The organism is Novosphingobium sp. ERN07 (genome assembly GCF_012641335.1).
Classification (GTDB): Bacteria; Pseudomonadota; Alphaproteobacteria; order Sphingomonadales; family Sphingomonadaceae; genus Novosphingobium.
In genome coordinates this window covers 1-16,113 of record NZ_JABAID010000024.1, presented here as the reverse complement: position 1 = coordinate 16,113, position 16,113 = coordinate 1, and the positions used below count along the sequence as shown (strand labels likewise).

Here is a 16,113-nt window from a genome sequence, read left to right as displayed (position 1 = left end):
ATCAAAACGCAATGCTCAGCGATCCGCGCACCGAATAGTCCACGCTGCCCTGCACCTGCTCGGCACCGCCAGCCAGTTGCCAGGTATAGTCCATGCCGCCCGCCAGCACGCGGGCTTCGGCGGTCCAGCCAGACTTCATCTTGTCGGCCACCAGCCGGAACTGGTCGCCATCCTCGAACTTCGCCACCGTATCGCCCAGCTTGCCCGCAAGGCGTGAACGGTAGCCGCCTTCCAGTTCGACGGTGAAGGGGCGGAAGTCGCGCGTTGCCTCACCCGCGCTCCACGATGCGGTCATGCTGCCGGTGCCGGTCAGCACGCTCGACGTGCGCTTGGCCACTTCCAGATAGATCGCATCCGATCCGCTTTCGGTATAGCCGTTCTCGCTCAGCCGGAAATAATCGAACCGCGCCATCGGCTTGATCGTCAGCCCGCCGCCCAGATCCAGCTTGTAGGATGCACCGCCCTGCGCGCCGGCTGACCAGCCCTTCCAGTTGCCCGTGGCCGAATAGCTTAGCGTGGCGGTATCGATTGATCCGGTAAATGTGCGCGAAGAGGCCAGCGATACCCGCCCGACCGATGCCTTGGCATAGGCATAGAACGGTCCGCTGGCCGTGCGCCAGAATGCGCCCAGTTCGTAATTGCTGGCATCGACCGTCTGATAATCGCCCGTCGCGATATCGCCCTTTGTATAGGCGAACGAAAGGCCCACGTTGCCGATGCCGGTGATGCGTTCGATCCCGGTCGAAAGGCCCCAGCCCGAAACCTTGAAGCCCGCGCTGCCCGTTTCGTCCTTGCTGCCCCGGAACCAGATCGGCTCCACCCAGCCGCCCGCATTGCTGATGTCGAACAGCGATGAATCGTCCATCAGATGGCGCGAGGCTAGGCGACCGCTGCGCGTCACGAAATCAAACACGCCGCCCGTATAGTCGGGCAGCAACTGGTTGAACTGGCTTTGCAATTCGGCCACGTCCTCCACCTGCAACAGGCTGGTGCCGAGATACTCCACCGCCGTCGCCTGCGAATAGATCGCTTCATAGGCCGCCGATTGCGGCGTGGTCAGCCCCAGTTCGGCAGCGGTCTTGCGCGATACGTCCAGCACCAGCGTTTCGCCTGCCACCGTTACCTCGCCGTTGAACAGCACCGGCAGTTCGGTCGTCGTCGCATCGAAGGCAGGCGAACCTTCCAGCGTTCCGGCGGTCAGGATGGTATAGCTGCCCTCGGCGTTTTCCAGCGACGATATCGTGGCCGAAACCTTTGATCCCGTGGCAAAAGTGGCCGTGTTCACGTTGATCGTGGAAGCCGTACCTTCATCGCCATCGATATAGACGTTAAGCGCGCCGCCCGAATTCACCGTCAGCGTATCGAAATTCAGCGTCGTGGCCGAATCCGCGCCAAAGGTGCCGCCGTTCACGATCACGTCAAGGTTTCCAGCATTGCTCACCGAACCCGTAAACCGCGCGGTATCGCCCAGCGTCAGCGTGCCAAGGTTCCCGGCCAGATCGATGTTGCCTTCGAAGTACGAAGTGCCCGCCATCGTCATCGTGGCGGTGCCACTGCCGAAATAGACGTCGCCTTCATACCCGCTGTCGCCCGAAAGCAGCAACTGGTCGTTGCCCGCGTTCAGATAGCTGTCGCCGTAGATGCGGCCCGAAGCCACATCCAGCACATCGTTGCCGCTACCTGTGTGAATATCACCGGTGATCGCGGTGTAGATCGTGGGATTGTCGGCATCGTAATCGTCGTCGGCCTGCTCTTCTTCCTGCGCGTCCTTGTCGATGGCGTTGAGATACTGCTTGATCGTCACGCCCGATGTGTTGGCGGAAAGATCGATGGCGCGCAGATCGTCCGTGCTCGATCCGCTCACCTTGATGAAGCCGGTGTTGTTGATCGTGGTCAGCGTGCCCGAAAGATCTTGCACGGCATAGGCGGTGCCTTCGCCCGATGAACTGATCGTGGCAGAAATCGTCCCGCTGTTCGAAAGGCTCGGCACCGTTGCCCCCTGGTTGATCAGGATCGCCACGGCCTTTTCGTCAACCGTGGTCGCGCTCACCGTGCCGGAAACGCCGATGCCATTGGCCATCGAAACGGTGCCGCCCTGTCCGCCGATCACCACGGCATAGGCATCGGTGTTGCTGTAGACGCTGCTGGCCGTCACCGTGCCATCGATGGCGAGCGAGAACGCACCGTCGCGTCCGGTGGCCGTGCCGATGACGATATTGTCGGCACTGCCCACCAGCAGCGCCGGGCTGTTTCCAACTGACGAGATCGCGCCCACGCCTTCGGAGGAATCGGTCACGCCGTCATCGTCTTCGTCTGTATCGGTATCGCTCAGGTCATAGGGGGCCGATGCTACGATGATCCCGCCGGTCACATCGCCCTTCACCTCGACCGCCGCCTTGCCGGTGCGCAGCGCCGTGCGCGAAAGCGTCTGCGTAGTGCTGCTGTCGGTGGTATAGGATGATGCCTGCGATACGCTGCCCTGAATCCTGAACGCGCCATCGATATCGCCGTTCAGCACCACACCCTGCGCGCCTTGGCCCACCACCGCCACGGTGCCTTCCACGGTCACGTCGCCGGTCACGCCCTGCGTGGAAATGCCCACGCTGTTGTCACCGATGACCGATATTGTGCCGGTGTTGGTGATATCGCCGGTAAAGTTCGATTGCACCACGATCCCGCCGGAATTCAGGCCATCGACGCGAATCGTGCCCGAATTGTCGATTGTCCCGCTCGTCGTCGCGCCCGGTCCCACCACGATGCCATAGCGGTTGCTGGCCGAAGCGATGGGGCCGTCGGCAATCCCGTTGGAATCGGTGTCTGCGCCGGTGAACGTCTCGGTCACGGTGATCGCGCCGGTGTTGGTGATTTCGGTGGTGGTGCCCGCGTTCACCTTGATGCCGGTGTCGCCATCCTTGCCGCCGGTGATGGAAATATATCCGCCATCGTCCAGCCCCACGGTGTTGTTCGAATCCACCGTTACCGCCGTCCCGCCTTTCTCCAGCGTGATCGAACCGTCATCGCCGATCCAGATATCGCCCGCGTCCGATGTCTTGATTGGCGTCGTGCGGTTTGCGTTCAGCGTGGTTGCCGCCCATCCAGCTTGCGGCACGAGCAGCGCCAGCGCGGCGGGGGCGCCTGCAAGTGTGGTGAGAAAGGTCGTGCTGCGAAGACGGTTCATAAAACCCCTCGTGAATTGGCTAAGAAAGCAGGCCCGCGCCGGGGTGCGGTCGGCGCGGGCCAGTCAGTGTTGCGACCCGCATGGAGGACTCGTGCGGGTTGTTCGACAGGTCGGAGGCGATCCGGCATTTGGCCGGTTTGCTCGTCTCCGCCGCGATTAACGGAGGCGCGGCGCCAACCCTTCGCGGCCATTGTGAAAAATGTCGCGAGATGTCCCGGAATGGTTCCCGTAAATCTGGCGTTCACGTGGGAACCGCCAGTCAAAGTGCCTGCAGCCCGCAAGAGGCATTGGTGCAAAACGGCAGGTAGCTTTGACCTTCTACGGCGACGTGCGATCCGAAGTGGCGAGTGGCGATGACAGCCTGCTCGACACGATTGACCCGATCCACCGCGAAGCGCTGGATGACGCCGCGCTGATGCGCGAAGTGGCTTTGGGGTCTGTCGAAGCCTTCTCCATTCTCGTTGAACGCCATTCGCCCGCGCTCTATCGCGTGGCCATGCGGATGCTGTCCGATGCTGCCGAGGCAGAGGACGTGACGCAGGACTGCTTCACGCGCCTTTGGCAGAACGCGCCGCGCTGGCAGCCCAGCGGGGCAGGGCTGGTCGGCTGGCTTCACCGCGTGACGATGAACCTGTGCTTTGATCGCAAGCGCCGCTTCCGCGTGGTGACCGTCGATGAACTTCCTGATCCGGCCGACGATACCCCGCTGGCCGACCGGCGGATCGAGGCTGATCAAGCCGCGCAGGCGGTCGGCGCGGCGCTGGACGATCTGCCAGAGCGCTATCGCGCAGCGCTAGTGCTCTGTTATTACGAAGGTTTTTCAAACGCTCTTGCAGCGGAGGTCTTGGACCTCAATATCAAGGCTATGGAATCGCTTCTGTTCAGGGCGCGCCGTCAGATGCGCGGGCTTCTCGAAGCGCGCGATGTTTCGTGCGCGGATCTTGAGGCGCAGGCCTGATGGCGCGCCAGGTTCCAGCCTCGCCCGCAAAGGCGGATGCCGCGCTCGACGCAGCGCTTGCCCGCGCGCCGCGCCCGGCGCTGCCCCCCGGCCTCGCCGCACGGATCGTCGCGCAGGCGACCGCGAAGCCGCAATTTTCAGCGGGGGCTGAGGCGACCGACTCTCCGGCACCGCAAACCGATGCGCCCGTAGCAAAGGTCATCCCTTTCACGCCGACGGTGGCCGTCTCGCAACCGCCCGCGCCGGTCGCACCTCGTCCGCAAAATCGCCGGATGATTTTCGGCGGTGGACTTGCTGCCTTGGCGGCGAGCGTGGCGGCTGTGATGGTGATCGGTCAACCCGGCCCGCAACCGGCAGTTTTGCCAATTCCGGCAGAAAATGCCCAGATTGCAGTGGGTTCTGAAGTGCACCTAGATGCACCTAAAGCGCACCAAGCGGCACCAACCCCGCGTCTGGCCGCCGCAGCGCCCGCTTTGAAAGCCGCTGCGGACACCAGAAAAAGCCCTGCGCAGATCGCGCCGGTTGCCCCGACGGAAAATCTCGCTCCGGCACCGGTCGAAGCACCCGTCGCCCCCCAACTTGCCACCTCTGGTCAGCGTCCTGCGCGCGATGTCGCCGGACCAAAAGCCGATTCGTCTTCCGCCCCGCGCATCGTGCCCAACGGCGGGTTGATGGGGCCGCCCGCGCCGCAGCAGGGCTGGGCTTTCACCGGCGGCGCTCCGGGTTCGGGCACGTTGCCCGGCGGGCAATCGCTGCCGAGCCAGACGACCGGCACCATGCCGCCGCCGCCACCTCCCGGCGGGCATCCGTAAGGGGCCTGTAAACGCCCGGAAATCCGGGCTATAGGCTTGGCGATGCAACACAATCCCATTCTTGTGCTGACCACCGGCGGCACTATCGACAAAGCCTATTTCGACGCGCTGAGCGAATATCAGATCGTCGAGAGCGGCATTCCCGCCCTGATTGCGCAGGCGCGCGTGGCGTTGCCGTTTCGGGTGATGGAACTGATGCGCAAGGACAGTCTGGAACTGACCGATGCCGACCGCGCGCTGATCGCTGCCGCGGTGCGCGAGGCACCGGAAAGCCGTGTCGTCATCACGCATGGCACTGATACCATGACAGAAACCGCCAAGGTGCTGGCCGACATTCCGGGCAAGACCGTGGTCCTCACCGGCGCACTTTCCCCGGCGCGCTTTGCCGAAACTGACGCACCCTTCAACCTCGGCATGGCCTTCGCCACCGCCCAAGCCGCCGTGCCCGGCGTGTGGATTGCGATGAGCGGGCAGGTGTTCGATGGGCTGAAAGTGCGCAAGGACCGCGCCGCGGGGAAGTTTGTGGCAGTTTAAGTGGCTGTTATTGCAGAAACAATATTCGTCTCCGCAAAGTCATTGCCCTTGAACAGTAGCGGCACATCACGTGCTTTGGCGAGAGCATAGGCGAACAGATCGCCAAAGTTTAGTTGTGCCGGGTGACCGTTGCCTTTGCCGTATTTCAGGAAGGCTTCGTGAGCGATGACGACTTCAGCCGGTTCGACCGGGACGATCCTGATGCCCATCTGCGTAATCAGTCTGCGGACTTCATCCGTCAGAATCGCGCCACCCCGCCCGTGGCAGACCATGAGCGCTTCGATCATGCTCCCGGCGCTCAAAATGGCATCTTCCTGATCAATACGCTCGAGAAAAGCCCTTCGTTCGACCTCGCGCAGAACGATGGCCAACAAGGCCGACGTATCGACGACGATCATATGGGCAGGCCGTTTTCGTCCCACTCGAGGTCGAAAGGGGCATCGCGATTGATCGGCAGGGCATCGATCCGCGCCAGAATCTCGTCGATCTTCTTCCGTCGTTCGGCACGGTCGGCTTCGTCGGGCTTTGCGACCGGGATGAGGCGCACTTGCGGCACACCATCGTGGTCGATCACCACTTCTTCGCCGCGCAGGGACGCAGCGATGAGTTTGGAGAGGCTGGTCTTGGCCTTGCCGATGTTGACGTGAATGGTCATGGCCTGAAGGATGCCTTGGCCAAGGGGCTTGGTCAAGGTGCGGCTAGAACCGCTTTCCGATTGTGACCACATCCTGCAATTCGTACCCGATTGCGTCGTAAAACCCGCGCGCGGCGTGATTGTCGCCACGAATCATAAGCTGGATTTTCGGACTACCGAGGGCCTTGAGCCAGTCTTCGGCGGCTTGCATCAGCAGGCGACCAATGCCTTGGCCCTGCCGTTCGGGCGCGGTGGCGAGGTAATAGACCCAGCCGCGATGGCCGTCGAAGCCGACCATCACGCTGCCGTTTAGTTGATCGCCATCGGTGGCGAGCAGGATCGCAGATGTGGGATTTTTCAGTGCAACATCAAAGTCGGCCCGCGGATCGTTCCACGGGCGCGTCAGTCCGGCAGCTTCCCACAATGCGACCACGGTTTCGCGGTCGGCGGCGGTAGCTGCGCGGATGATCACTCCCACTCGATCGTGCCCGGCGGCTTGCTGGTATAATCGTAGACCACGCGGTTGATGCCCTTCACCTCGTTCACGATGCGGGTGGCCACGCGGCTGAGGAAGCCGGCGTCGAAGGGGTAGATGTCGGCAGTCATGCCATCTGTGCTGGTGACGGCGCGCAGGGCGCAGACCGAATCGTAGGTGCGGTGATCGCCCATCACGCCCACGGTCTTGACCGGGAGCAGGACGGCGAAGGCCTGCCAGATCGCGTCATAAAGCCCGGCGTTGCGGATTTCTTCGAGGTAGATCGCATCGGCCTTGCGCAGAATGTCGCAACGTTCGCGCGTGACTTCGCCGGGGATGCGGATGGCGAGGCCGGGGCCGGGGAAGGGGTGGCGGCCCACGAACACATCGGGCAGGCCGAGTTCGCGGCCCAGCGCGCGCACTTCATCCTTGAACAGTTCGCGAAGCGGTTCGACCAGCTTCATGTTCATGCGTTCGGGCAGGCCGCCGACGTTGTGGTGGCTCTTGATCGTGACCGAAGGGCCGCCGGTGAAGCTGACCGATTCGATCACGTCTGGGTAGAGCGTGCCTTGTGCGAGGAAGTCTGCGCCGCCGACCTGCTTTGCCTCAGCCTCGAACACGTCGATGAAGGTCTTGCCGATGAACTTGCGTTTGGCTTCGGGATCGGTGACCCCGGCCAGACCGCCGAGGAACAGCGGCGATACGTCCTTGTGGACGAGCGGGATGTTATAGTGGTTGCGGAAAAGGCTGACGACCTGCTCAGCCTCACCCATGCGCATCAACCCGTGATCGACGAAAACGCAAGTGAGCTGGTCACCGATGGCTTCGTGGATGAGGACTGCCGCCACCGCCGAATCGACGCCGCCGGAAAGGCCGCAGATCACGCGGCTGGAGCCGACCTGTTCGCGAATTTCGGCGATCTTGGTCTTGCGGAATTCCGCCATCGTCCAATCGCCGGTGCAGCCGCAGACGTGGCGCACGAAGTTGGCGATCAGCTTTCCGCCATCGGGGGTGTGGACCACTTCGGGGTGGAACTGCGTGCCGTAATACTTCTTTTCATCGTTCGCGATGACGGCAAACGGTGCGCCATCGGATACTGCGACTATGCGGAAGCCAGGGGCGAACTGGGTGACCTTGTCACCGTGGCTCATCCACACCTGATGGCGTTCACCCTGCTTCCACAGACCGTCGAACAGCACGCAAGGTTCGGTAACGGTAAGGAAAGCGCGGCCAAATTCGCCCGAATCGCCCGGTTCCACCTGACCGCCCAACTGGTGGCTCATCACTTGCTGACCATAGCAGATGCCGAGAATGGGCAATCCGCTGTCGAACAACACTTGCGGCGCGCGCGGGGAACCGTCGGCAGGCACACTGGCGGGCGAGCCTGACAAGATGATGCCCTTGGGCTTCATCCGGTGGAATGCGGCTTCGGCCTGCGTGAAGGGCGCGATTTCGGAATAGACCCCGGCTTCGCGCACGCGGCGGGCGATAAGCTGCGTTACCTGGCTGCCGAAGTCGACGATCAGGATCGATTCTGAAGGCTGGATGCTCATGCGAGGCCGATAGTGGCATGGGCCTTTTCTGTCCAGACGGTGCCCGAAGCAGGACGATTGCATTCCATGCAACTGCGAGTGCGCCGTTCGCAGTTGCAGCATACGTCATTCGGCGTATTTGGGCGGCAGTTCCGATGCTTCCAGCCCACCCTGCCGGATGAACACGAACTGGGAGGATACCTGCAAAGGTGAACCACAACAGGAGGTACACCATGCGTAGCTTTACCGCGATCGCGCTCCCGATCATCTTTGCCGCTGGCCTCAGCAGCATGATGTTCACCGCCACGCTCGTCTGAGCAGCGGTTCGGCCCAAGGGCCGAGGAATGCTGAGTAACACGACAAAAGCGGCTGCCCCGGCGGGGCAGCCGTTTTGTTTTTGTGGTGCAGGTGTTTGACCCAATGATGGAGCTTGTGACAATATGACAGGCTTCTACCGGTTGCCCACCCGCGCTAGGCTTCGGCGCAATGACCGTCACCCGTTTTGCTCCCAGCCCCAATGGCCCGCTCCACCTTGGACATGCGTATTCCGCAATCGTTGCCCATGACAGGGCTTTTCGAGACGGCGGCGCGTTTCTGCTGCGAATCGAGGATATCGATGGCGCGCGTTCGCGCAGTGAACTGCACCATGAGTTTCGGGATGATCTGGACTGGTTGGGACTGCATTATCGTGAAGTGACGCCGCAATCGCAGCGTTTGGCCAGCTATCGCACCGCTGCCGACGATCTGCGCGCGATGGGCATTCTCTATCCATGTAGCTGCACGCGCGCCGAGGTGGCGGCGGCTGCGGTGGCGCAGGGGCCGGACGGGCCGCTCTATCCCGGCACATGCCTGCGCCGTGGCCCGGTGCCGGGGCCGGATGTGGCGTGGCGGCTGGACATGGAGCAGGCGGCATTGCTGGCAGGGCCGCTGGAATGGATGGACGAGCGGCATGGGCTTCAATGCGCGCGGCCCGAACTGTTTGGCGATGTGGTGTTGTGGCGCAAGGATGCGCCTGCCAGCTATCACCTTGCCGCGACGCTGGATGATGCCGCCGATGGCGTGACGCATGTGACGCGCGGGGTGGACCTGTTTCAGGCAACGCATATCCATCGGTTGATCCAGCACTTGCTGGGGCTGCCCGTGCCAGTGTGGCATCATCACCCCGTTCTGGTCGAAGCGGACGGGCGTAAACTGGCCAAGCGGCGCGATGCCCCGGCGCTGGCGGACCGGAGGCGGGCGGGCGAGGACGGGCGTGCCGTCGCAGCAGAGGTTCGAGCTACCCTATTTGACACTGGTATTTCACTGTCCGACGCCATAGATCAGAGCGCATGAAATATGTCCTCATCCCGCTGATCATCATCTTCGTCGCGCTAACGGTCGTGTCGCTGGTGCGCGGGATCATCGCGTTCCTGAACAGCACGAAGGAAGACCTGAACCGCGAACCCGGTTCCGGGGCAACGGCGAACCAGCTTTTGCAGAACAAGATGATGTTCAACCGCATTAAGTATCAGGCGCTGGCCGTGGTCACGGTGGCCATATTGCTGGCGGTTGCGCGCTGAGGCGCGGCGCTTCTGTCCAATGGTAAAGCTCAACAAGATCTACACCCGCACGGGCGATGATGGCACGACCGGTTTGGTCGATGGATCGCGCCGGGCCAAGCACGATGTGCGGATGCAGGCAATTGGCGATGTGGATGAGGCGAACAGCCTGATCGGCCTTGCCGCCGTGGCCTGCGCCGCAGAAACGGCGCGCGATTTGCAGCGTATTCAGAACGATCTGTTCGATCTGGGCGCGGACCTTGCGACGCCGGGTGATGATTTTGCGCCTTCGGAAATGGTGCTGCGTGTGGTGGGTTCGCAAGTGGAGTGGCTGGAGACGGCTATCGACGCGCTGAACGATGGCCTGCCGCCCTTACGCAGTTTCATCCTGCCGGGCGGATCGGAAGCGGCGGCACGGGTGCATGTGGCGCGGGCCGCTTCGCGCCGCGCGGAGCGTAGCGCAGTGGCGCTCGCGGCGGGCGAGCCGGTGAACCCGCAGGCGCTGGCGTATTTGAACAGGCTGTCGGACTATCTCTTCGTGCTGGCGCGCGCGACGAATACGGGGAATGACCCGCTGTGGGTGCCTGGCGCTTCGCGCTAACTCGCGTAAGGCGCAGGTAGACTTGGGCCTTTGAGGCAGTTAGGCCCCCGCCAACCAGTGCAAAGGCGAGGGAATCACATGATCAAGACGGTGGCGGTCATCGGTGCGGGCCAGATGGGCGCGGGCATCGCGCAGGTTTCGGCGCAGGCAGGCATGAAAGTCCTGCTGGGCGACGTTTCGGTGGAGCTTGCCGAAAAGGCCAAGGACAAGATAGCCAGGGGTCTTTCGAAGCTGGTCGAAAAGGGCAAGGTTGATGCGGCGCTGGCGGCGTCCACTGTGGCGAACCTCCACGCCTTTGCCGATCACGCGGCACTTTCCGAAGCCGATCTGGTGATCGAGGCCGCGACCGAGCGCGAGGACATCAAGCACAAGATCTTCGAATCCGCGGGCAAGCATCTGGCGCCCCACGCGATCATGGCTTCGAACACCTCTTCGATCCCGATCACGCGCATGGCGGTGTCCTCGCCCGATCCGCAGCGGTTCATCGGCATCCACTTCTTCAACCCGGTGCCGCTGATGAAGCTGGTGGAAGTGATCCCCGGCCTTGCCACGTCGGTTTCCACGATTGAATCGGTGCGCGATTATGTGGCAAATATCGGCAAGGAAATCGTGCTTTCGCAGGATGAACCGGGCTTCATCGTCAACCGCATCTTCGTGCCGTTCATCAACGAGGCGGCATTCGTGCTCGGCAGCGGGACGGGTTCAATCGTCGATATCGACAAGGGTGTGAAGCTGGGGCTGAACCATCCGATGGGGCCGCTGGAACTGGCGGATTTCATCGGGCTGGATACCCTGCTGGAGATCATGAAGATCTACCTGGCCTCCACGGGTGACCCGAAGTATCGCCCTGCGCCGCTGCTGCAGAAGTATGTCGAAGCGGGCTGGCTGGGCCGCAAGTCGGGCCGGGGCTTCTACGATTATTCGGGCGAGGTGCCGGTTCCCACTCGGTGAATTTGGCTCGGTGAACCGGAACGGGCGGCAACTCAGGGCGTAGTGTCCTTGCACAAGGAGATACGCCATGACCGACAGGAACACCGCCGCCCCCGAAATCGTCAATTCCGAACAAGAAGATGGTGGCGCGCAGGCACAGACCGTTGCCGACGAGGCGCTGGCACGCGCAACGAGCGTCCTTGGCGAGCAGGATCTGGGTGAGCGGGTTTCTGGGCAGGGTGACGAACCGGGTAGCACGCCTGACGTGGTTGATCACATGCGCCAGATGGTCAGCAGTGGTGTGATCGACATGGGCGCGTTCCGCGGTGAACGCAGTGATGATGACGAAGAAGGGATGCTGGGCGAAGCGGGTATTGAGGATGACACTCAGCGCGGCGCCGAGTAGCGCTACTCGGCCGGCGCTGACAGGTCGGGTGCGCGAGCCTCACCTTCGGGGTGATCGAGCGGAATGCTTTCGGCATTGGGATCTTCGACCGGCAATGTGTCGGTCGAGGTGACAACTGGGCCGGTTTGGCCAACCTGCGCCTTGCTTCGCGAATCGCTGACGCCGTCAAACACGAAGATGCCGAATGCGACTATGCTGATGCCCAGCAGCAGAATGGCGTTGGTGTGGCGCTGTGAAGCATTGCTCATGCTGGTTAACCCCCGAATCGTCGCAGATTTGCCGCCGAGAGGTTAACGTTCGACCAAGATCGGTTGTATTTATCCGCAAAGTCCGCTCGATCGTGGGGCGCCCCAATTCGAAAGTGCTTAATGGCCACCATCGTCTTGCTCGTGCTGTCCAACCTGTTCATGACCACCGCTTGGTACTGGCACATCCGCGGTGGCGCCGCAGAGGTGGCGGCGCGACCCTTGATCTGGGTCATCGCGATAAGCTGGGTCATCGCGCTGTTCGAGTATTGTCTTGCCGTACCTGCCAACCGCATCGGCGCGCTGAACGGGTGGAGCGCGGGCCAGCTCAAGATCACGCAGGAAGCGATTGCGTTGATCATTTTTGGCATATTCATGGTGGTGTTTCTGAAAGAGCCGCTGCACTGGCGGCACTTCGCCGCCTTTGGCTGCATCATGGCAGCGGTGGCGTTCCTTTTTACGGGGAAGTAGCGCCGTCCTGTTGTGGCTGATCCTTTGCCCACGGGTCAACGTGTGAAGGCTTCGGTGGGTCTGACGCTTCGCTGCTCTGATCGGCCGCCGGAACTACCGACCACGTTAGTACCAGAATCGACGCGGCCCACCATAGCGCTTTCCAGCGACTGGCGAATACGGTGCTGAGGCGAGGGCCGAACATGGCGGCCATAGTGGCGCACGAAAGTTTCCCAGTGGTTAGCACTGAGGACGAACCCTGATCGCGCGAATACGGAAGCGCGCTTGTGCTTGCTTTGTTCCAAGCGAGGCGCATGAGAAAACGATCACTTGCAGCCATCGCGTCAGCGGCATTCGGGGCGGGATATGGATCGTTGGCGACTGTCGCCAGCGCCCAGACACCGATCCATGCACGCTTCGATCTATGCGGTAGCGGCCCGCGCGTGACCTGCGTGGTCGATGGCGATACCTTCTGGCTGGAAGGAACCAAGATCCGCATTGCCGATATCAACACGCCCGAAACGTCGCAGCCCGGTTGCGCGGCAGAGGCAGAACTCGGCGCGCGGGCCACGCGGCGGCTGGTACAGTTGTTGAACGCGGGGCCGTTCATGCTGGAAGTGCAGGGCCGCGCGACCGACCGCTATGGCCGGGCGCTGCGCGTGGTGACGCGCAAGGGCAGTAGTCTTGCAGAGTCACTTGTGGCTGAAGGCTTGGCGGAACGCTGGACCGGGCGGCGTGGCGACTGGTGCGCTGCATCCTGATGCGATAGTTCTGCTTCCCGCATAACGGGGGAGGCGCTGGAATGGCGTTCAGAATCTATCTGGTGATGGCGTGGTGCGCGTTGGTGGCATTCACGGCGGTAGTCATGGCCAATCACGGCAGCGATCTCTTGCCGGTGTTCTTTGGCGATATCGCGGCTGGCGGCTGGCCGGGGCAGTTCAATGCGGACTTCACGACGATGCTGGCGCTTTCGGCTCTCTGGTGCGGCTGGCGTGGGAAATGGACGCCACTGGCACTAGGCCATGCCGTTCTGGCATTCGTCGGCGGAGGCGTGGTGCTGATGGCGACGCTGCTGGTCCTGCACATTCGCCATCATGGCGACATGCGCAAGGTGCTGCTGGGCGCGCGCCTCTGAACGGTCAGGCCGCGCGCAGGCCCGTCAGCGCCTTTGCGCCGCGATCCTGCGCGGAGAGGCCATCGAACACCGCATCTATGATCCGCGCCAGTTTGTCCTCGTTGAGGCGCTCCATGAACATCGTCATGGTCTGGAGCGCGCAATAGGGCGCGCACATCTGGTTAACGAGGCTGATCGTCTCGTCAACCTCAAGCCCGGCGAAATGGCCGTCGCTCATTCCTTCGCCGATGATCTCGCCCAGATAGTGGTCGGCAAGATCGATGTAGCTGCGCACCTGTTCGAAATAGTCGCTCCCGACCTCGATATAGGTCTGCAGCTTCACAGGATCGGCTTCCCACTTCTTGCGCATCACCACAAAGCGGCGGGCGAAGAATTCGTACATCTTGCGGCGCGGGGGCAGGTCGCTCGCCAGAACCTCTTCCATGATCTCGACCATCGGCTGGAACCAGTGGTCGGCAATCGCTTCCATCAGGGTTTCGCGCGTTTCGAAATAGCGGGAGAGGTTGGCTTGGCTGATCCCAGCGCGGGCGGCCAGTTCTGAAAGGTTCAGCCCGGCCCCGCCGCGTTCCTCAACCATTGCCTGCGCCAGATCGACGAGCCGCGCCCGCATGGCGTCCTGATCGTTGCCGTTTAGTGCCATGACGTAGCCGCGCGTCCTGTGTCTGGGTATTTGCACATTGTAGGGACGCCCGCGGGGTTAGACAATGACCCCAAGGGCGTAGAGCGCTGTGTGCATACGAAGAAGGGTGCGCAATTGTGCCTTCAAACTGGCATCTTGATCGGGTAGCGCCGATGGAAACCGGTTGCACTCGATACAAAGGTCATTCCCTCGATGCCCATGCCGCTTCGTTCCGCACTTGTCCTTTTGCTGCCCGGACTGCTGGCGGCCTGCGCCGCGCCGATGGCCAGCAACGCACCGGTGGAGGCGGTGGAAGTGGGCATCATCGGCATCAACGATTTCCACGGCAGCCTTGAACCACCGCGCCAGTCGGTCAACGTAGCCGATGGCAAGGGCGGGGTTATCCCGGTCCCGGCGGGCGGTGCAGCGTGGCTGGCATCGGCCATCGATTCGGTGCGGGCCAAGCATCCCCGGTCGATGACGGTTTCAGCCGGAGACATGATCTCCGCCTCGCAACTGGCGTCCTCGCTTTATCTTGATGAACCGGCCATCGGGGTGATGAACCGCATCGGGGTGGATTTCAACGCGGTGGGCAACCACGAGTTTGACAATGGCCAGCAGGAATTGTTGCGCAAGCAGACCGGCGGTTGCGAGAAGTTCACGGCCAAGCAGCCCTGCGCGCTGGAGAAGTTCACCGGGGCGACTTTCAAATACCTTGCTGCCAGCACCAAGCGAGCCGATGGATCGACGCTGTTTCCGGCTACCAGCCTCAAGACCTTTGGCAAGGGGCGCAGTGCCGTCACCGTGGGCGTGATCGGGCTGACGCTGAAAGGCATGCCCAATCTGGTCAATCCCACCGGTATTCAGGGCCTGACGTTCGAGGACGAGGCGGACACGATCAACGCTGCGGTGCCCAAACTGAAAGAGCAGGGCGCGGACGCCATCGTCGTGCTGATCCACGAAGGCGGGCGCACCAAGGGCGAGCCGAACCCGCAGGGTTGCGAAAACTTTGCCGGAGACATCCGCCCGATCCTCGACCGGCTGGATACCCGCGTCGATGTGGTGGTTTCGGGCCACACGCACTGGTCCTATGTCTGCGATTATGGCGCGCTCAACCCGGCCAAGCCCTTCCTGCTGACCAGCGCGGGCGTCTATGGTGAACTCGTTACCGACATCACGCTGAAGATCGATCCGGTGGCAGGCCGTGTGGTTTCGAAGAAGGCCGAGAACGTGATCGTGCAGTCCGCACCCTACAAGGGCACGCGCGGCGATATCGGCAACACCGCGCTGTTCCCGATGTTCCAACCGCGCGCTGATGTGGCGGAATATGTGGCGAAATACGTTGAGGCATCGAAGCAATACACTCAGCGCCCCATCGGCAAGCTGGACCGTGCGGCGCCAAAGCTTGAAGGACCGGGCGAGAACGGTGGCGGTCCCTTGGGCAACCTGATCGCCGACGCGCAACTGGGCGCGACGCGCGACAAGGGCGCACAGATCGCCTTCATGAACCCCTTCGGCATCCGCGCGCCACTGGTGCCTGCGGCAGACGGCACGCTGACTTTCGGTGACATTTACCTGTGCCAGCCCTTCGGCAACAATGTGGTGACCGAGAGCATGACCGGCGCACAGATCAAGGCCGTGCTGGAAGAGGGGCTGGACGACACCGGGCCGAAGCAGGCGCTGGCTCCGTCCACTGGTTTCGTCTTCACCTATGACCCGGCGCGGCCTTCGGGCGACCGGATCGTTTCGATCATGTTGGACGGCAAGCCGCTGGACATGGCGGCGACCTATCGCGTGACGGTGAACGGCTTTTTGGGGCTGGGCGGCGATGGGTTCTCAGGCTTCGTGGGCAAGCCGGATACGGTGACGGGGCCGACTGATATTGATGCGCTGGAAAGCTGGATCAGGGCGGTGCCGGTGCGCGGCGTGCCGCAGGAGGCGCGGGTGGTGGTGAAGGGGTAATTTTTATTTAGAGTCCTCTAGCAAGGAGGAACCCCTCCGACTTCAGTCGGATACTGGCTTCAGCCACAGACTCGCGTGGTAGCCTGTAACCTCGGGAAAAGCGG

General features: G+C 62.4%; 19 protein-coding genes. 12 read left to right on the top strand and 7 right to left on the bottom strand.

All coding sequences use genetic code 11. The features are described 5' to 3' along the window. Position 1: 1 nt before the first annotated feature. Entirely contained in the window at positions 2-3,178 is a 3,177-nt protein-coding gene (locus HGI47_RS19605; protein ID WP_168854466.1) for an autotransporter outer membrane beta-barrel domain-containing protein, read from the bottom strand. Positions 3,179-3,488: 310 nt separating this feature from the next. On the opposite strand from HGI47_RS19605, the gene HGI47_RS19600 reads away from it, so the two are divergent. Genes HGI47_RS19600 through HGI47_RS19590 form a run of 3 tightly spaced genes read left to right on the top strand, consistent with a single transcriptional unit; the run spans position 3,489 to position 5,482 of the window. Then, positions 3,489-4,136 carry an RNA polymerase sigma factor gene (locus HGI47_RS19600; RefSeq protein ID WP_206066313.1) on the top strand — a complete coding sequence of 216 codons (648 nt, stop codon included), beginning with the start codon at positions 3,489-3,491 and terminating at the stop codon, positions 4,134-4,136. Beyond that, on the top strand, positions 4,136-4,948 hold the full coding sequence (locus tag HGI47_RS19595) for a hypothetical protein (RefSeq protein WP_168854465.1): 813 nt from the start codon (positions 4,136-4,138) through the stop codon (positions 4,946-4,948). Before HGI47_RS19600 ends, HGI47_RS19595 begins: the two co-directional genes overlap by 1 nt. Positions 4,949-4,990: 42 nt before the next feature. Next, positions 4,991-5,482 (top strand): asparaginase domain-containing protein, encoded by a 492-nt coding sequence (locus HGI47_RS19590; protein WP_168854464.1) that lies wholly within the window; start codon positions 4,991-4,993, stop codon positions 5,480-5,482. Here HGI47_RS19590 and HGI47_RS19585 read toward each other — a convergent pair. Genes HGI47_RS19585 through guaA form a run of 4 tightly spaced genes read right to left on the bottom strand, consistent with a single transcriptional unit; the run spans position 5,479 to position 8,144 of the window. Continuing rightward, the gene (locus tag HGI47_RS19585) at positions 5,479-5,880 is read right to left on the bottom strand and encodes a type II toxin-antitoxin system VapC family toxin (RefSeq protein ID WP_168854463.1); all 402 of its coding nucleotides are present in this window, start codon (positions 5,878-5,880) and stop codon (positions 5,479-5,481) included. The genes HGI47_RS19590 and HGI47_RS19585 overlap by 4 nt on opposite strands. After that, positions 5,877-6,137 (bottom strand): type II toxin-antitoxin system Phd/YefM family antitoxin, encoded by a 261-nt coding sequence (locus HGI47_RS19580; protein WP_168854462.1) that lies wholly within the window; start codon positions 6,135-6,137, stop codon positions 5,877-5,879. Before HGI47_RS19580 ends, HGI47_RS19585 begins: the two co-directional genes overlap by 4 nt. Positions 6,138-6,180: 43 nt before the next feature. Beyond that, on the bottom strand, positions 6,181-6,594 hold the full coding sequence (locus HGI47_RS22760) for a GNAT family acetyltransferase (protein ID WP_168854461.1): 414 nt from the start codon (positions 6,592-6,594) through the stop codon (positions 6,181-6,183). Beyond that, positions 6,585-8,144 carry a glutamine-hydrolyzing GMP synthase gene (gene guaA / locus HGI47_RS22755; RefSeq protein ID WP_168854460.1) on the bottom strand — a complete coding sequence of 520 codons (1,560 nt, stop codon included), beginning with the start codon at positions 8,142-8,144 and terminating at the stop codon, positions 6,585-6,587. Before guaA ends, HGI47_RS22760 begins: the two co-directional genes overlap by 10 nt. A 465-nt stretch (positions 8,145-8,609) precedes the next feature. Here guaA and gluQRS point away from each other — a divergent pair, with 465 nt between their 5' ends. The 5 genes from gluQRS (at position 8,610) to HGI47_RS19545 (ending at position 11,598) form a co-directional block, all read left to right on the top strand. Then, a complete protein-coding gene (gluQRS, locus tag HGI47_RS19565; RefSeq protein ID WP_168854459.1) occupies positions 8,610-9,455 on the top strand; it encodes a tRNA glutamyl-Q(34) synthetase GluQRS in 846 nt (281 codons plus the stop codon). Then, entirely contained in the window at positions 9,452-9,682 is a 231-nt protein-coding gene (locus HGI47_RS19560; protein WP_168854458.1) for an HIG1 domain-containing protein, read from the top strand. The genes gluQRS and HGI47_RS19560 overlap by 4 nt, the downstream gene beginning before the upstream one ends. A gap of 19 nt (positions 9,683-9,701) precedes the next feature. Then, positions 9,702-10,262, top strand: coding sequence for a cob(I)yrinic acid a,c-diamide adenosyltransferase (locus HGI47_RS19555; RefSeq protein WP_168854457.1), 561 nt, complete (start codon positions 9,702-9,704; stop codon positions 10,260-10,262). Between the two features lie 78 nt (positions 10,263-10,340). Next, the gene (locus tag HGI47_RS19550; protein WP_168854456.1) at positions 10,341-11,213 is read left to right on the top strand and encodes a 3-hydroxyacyl-CoA dehydrogenase NAD-binding domain-containing protein; all 873 of its coding nucleotides are present in this window, start codon (positions 10,341-10,343) and stop codon (positions 11,211-11,213) included. Between the two features lie 67 nt (positions 11,214-11,280). Then, on the top strand, positions 11,281-11,598 hold the full coding sequence (locus HGI47_RS19545) for a hypothetical protein (protein WP_168854455.1): 318 nt from the start codon (positions 11,281-11,283) through the stop codon (positions 11,596-11,598). Between the two features lie 2 nt (positions 11,599-11,600). Here HGI47_RS19545 and HGI47_RS19540 read toward each other — a convergent pair whose 3' ends face one another. Continuing rightward, the gene (locus tag HGI47_RS19540; RefSeq protein WP_168854454.1) at positions 11,601-11,846 is read right to left on the bottom strand and encodes a hypothetical protein; all 246 of its coding nucleotides are present in this window, start codon (positions 11,844-11,846) and stop codon (positions 11,601-11,603) included. Positions 11,847-11,966: 120 nt separating this feature from the next. Here HGI47_RS19540 and HGI47_RS19535 point away from each other — a divergent pair, with 120 nt between their 5' ends. The 3 genes from HGI47_RS19535 to HGI47_RS19525 all read left to right on the top strand — a co-directional run bounded on the left by HGI47_RS19535 (position 11,967) and on the right by HGI47_RS19525 (position 13,428). Beyond that, complete coding sequence (locus HGI47_RS19535; protein ID WP_168854453.1) at positions 11,967-12,314, top strand: DMT family protein; 348 nt, start codon at positions 11,967-11,969, stop codon at positions 12,312-12,314. A gap of 293 nt (positions 12,315-12,607) precedes the next feature. Beyond that, positions 12,608-13,054 (top strand): thermonuclease family protein, encoded by a 447-nt coding sequence (locus tag HGI47_RS19530; protein WP_168854452.1) that lies wholly within the window; start codon positions 12,608-12,610, stop codon positions 13,052-13,054. A gap of 41 nt (positions 13,055-13,095) precedes the next feature. Then, the gene (locus HGI47_RS19525; protein WP_168854451.1) at positions 13,096-13,428 is read left to right on the top strand and encodes a hypothetical protein; all 333 of its coding nucleotides are present in this window, start codon (positions 13,096-13,098) and stop codon (positions 13,426-13,428) included. Between the two features lie 4 nt (positions 13,429-13,432). Here the strand turns inward: HGI47_RS19525 and HGI47_RS19520 are convergent, their stop codons facing one another. Beyond that, the gene (locus tag HGI47_RS19520) at positions 13,433-14,068 is read right to left on the bottom strand and encodes a TetR/AcrR family transcriptional regulator (RefSeq protein ID WP_168854450.1); all 636 of its coding nucleotides are present in this window, start codon (positions 14,066-14,068) and stop codon (positions 13,433-13,435) included. A gap of 192 nt (positions 14,069-14,260) precedes the next feature. Here HGI47_RS19520 and HGI47_RS19515 point away from each other — a divergent pair, with 192 nt between their 5' ends. Further along, on the top strand, positions 14,261-16,009 hold the full coding sequence (locus HGI47_RS19515; RefSeq protein WP_168854449.1) for a bifunctional UDP-sugar hydrolase/5'-nucleotidase: 1,749 nt from the start codon (positions 14,261-14,263) through the stop codon (positions 16,007-16,009). Positions 16,010-16,113: the final 104 nt, after the last annotated feature.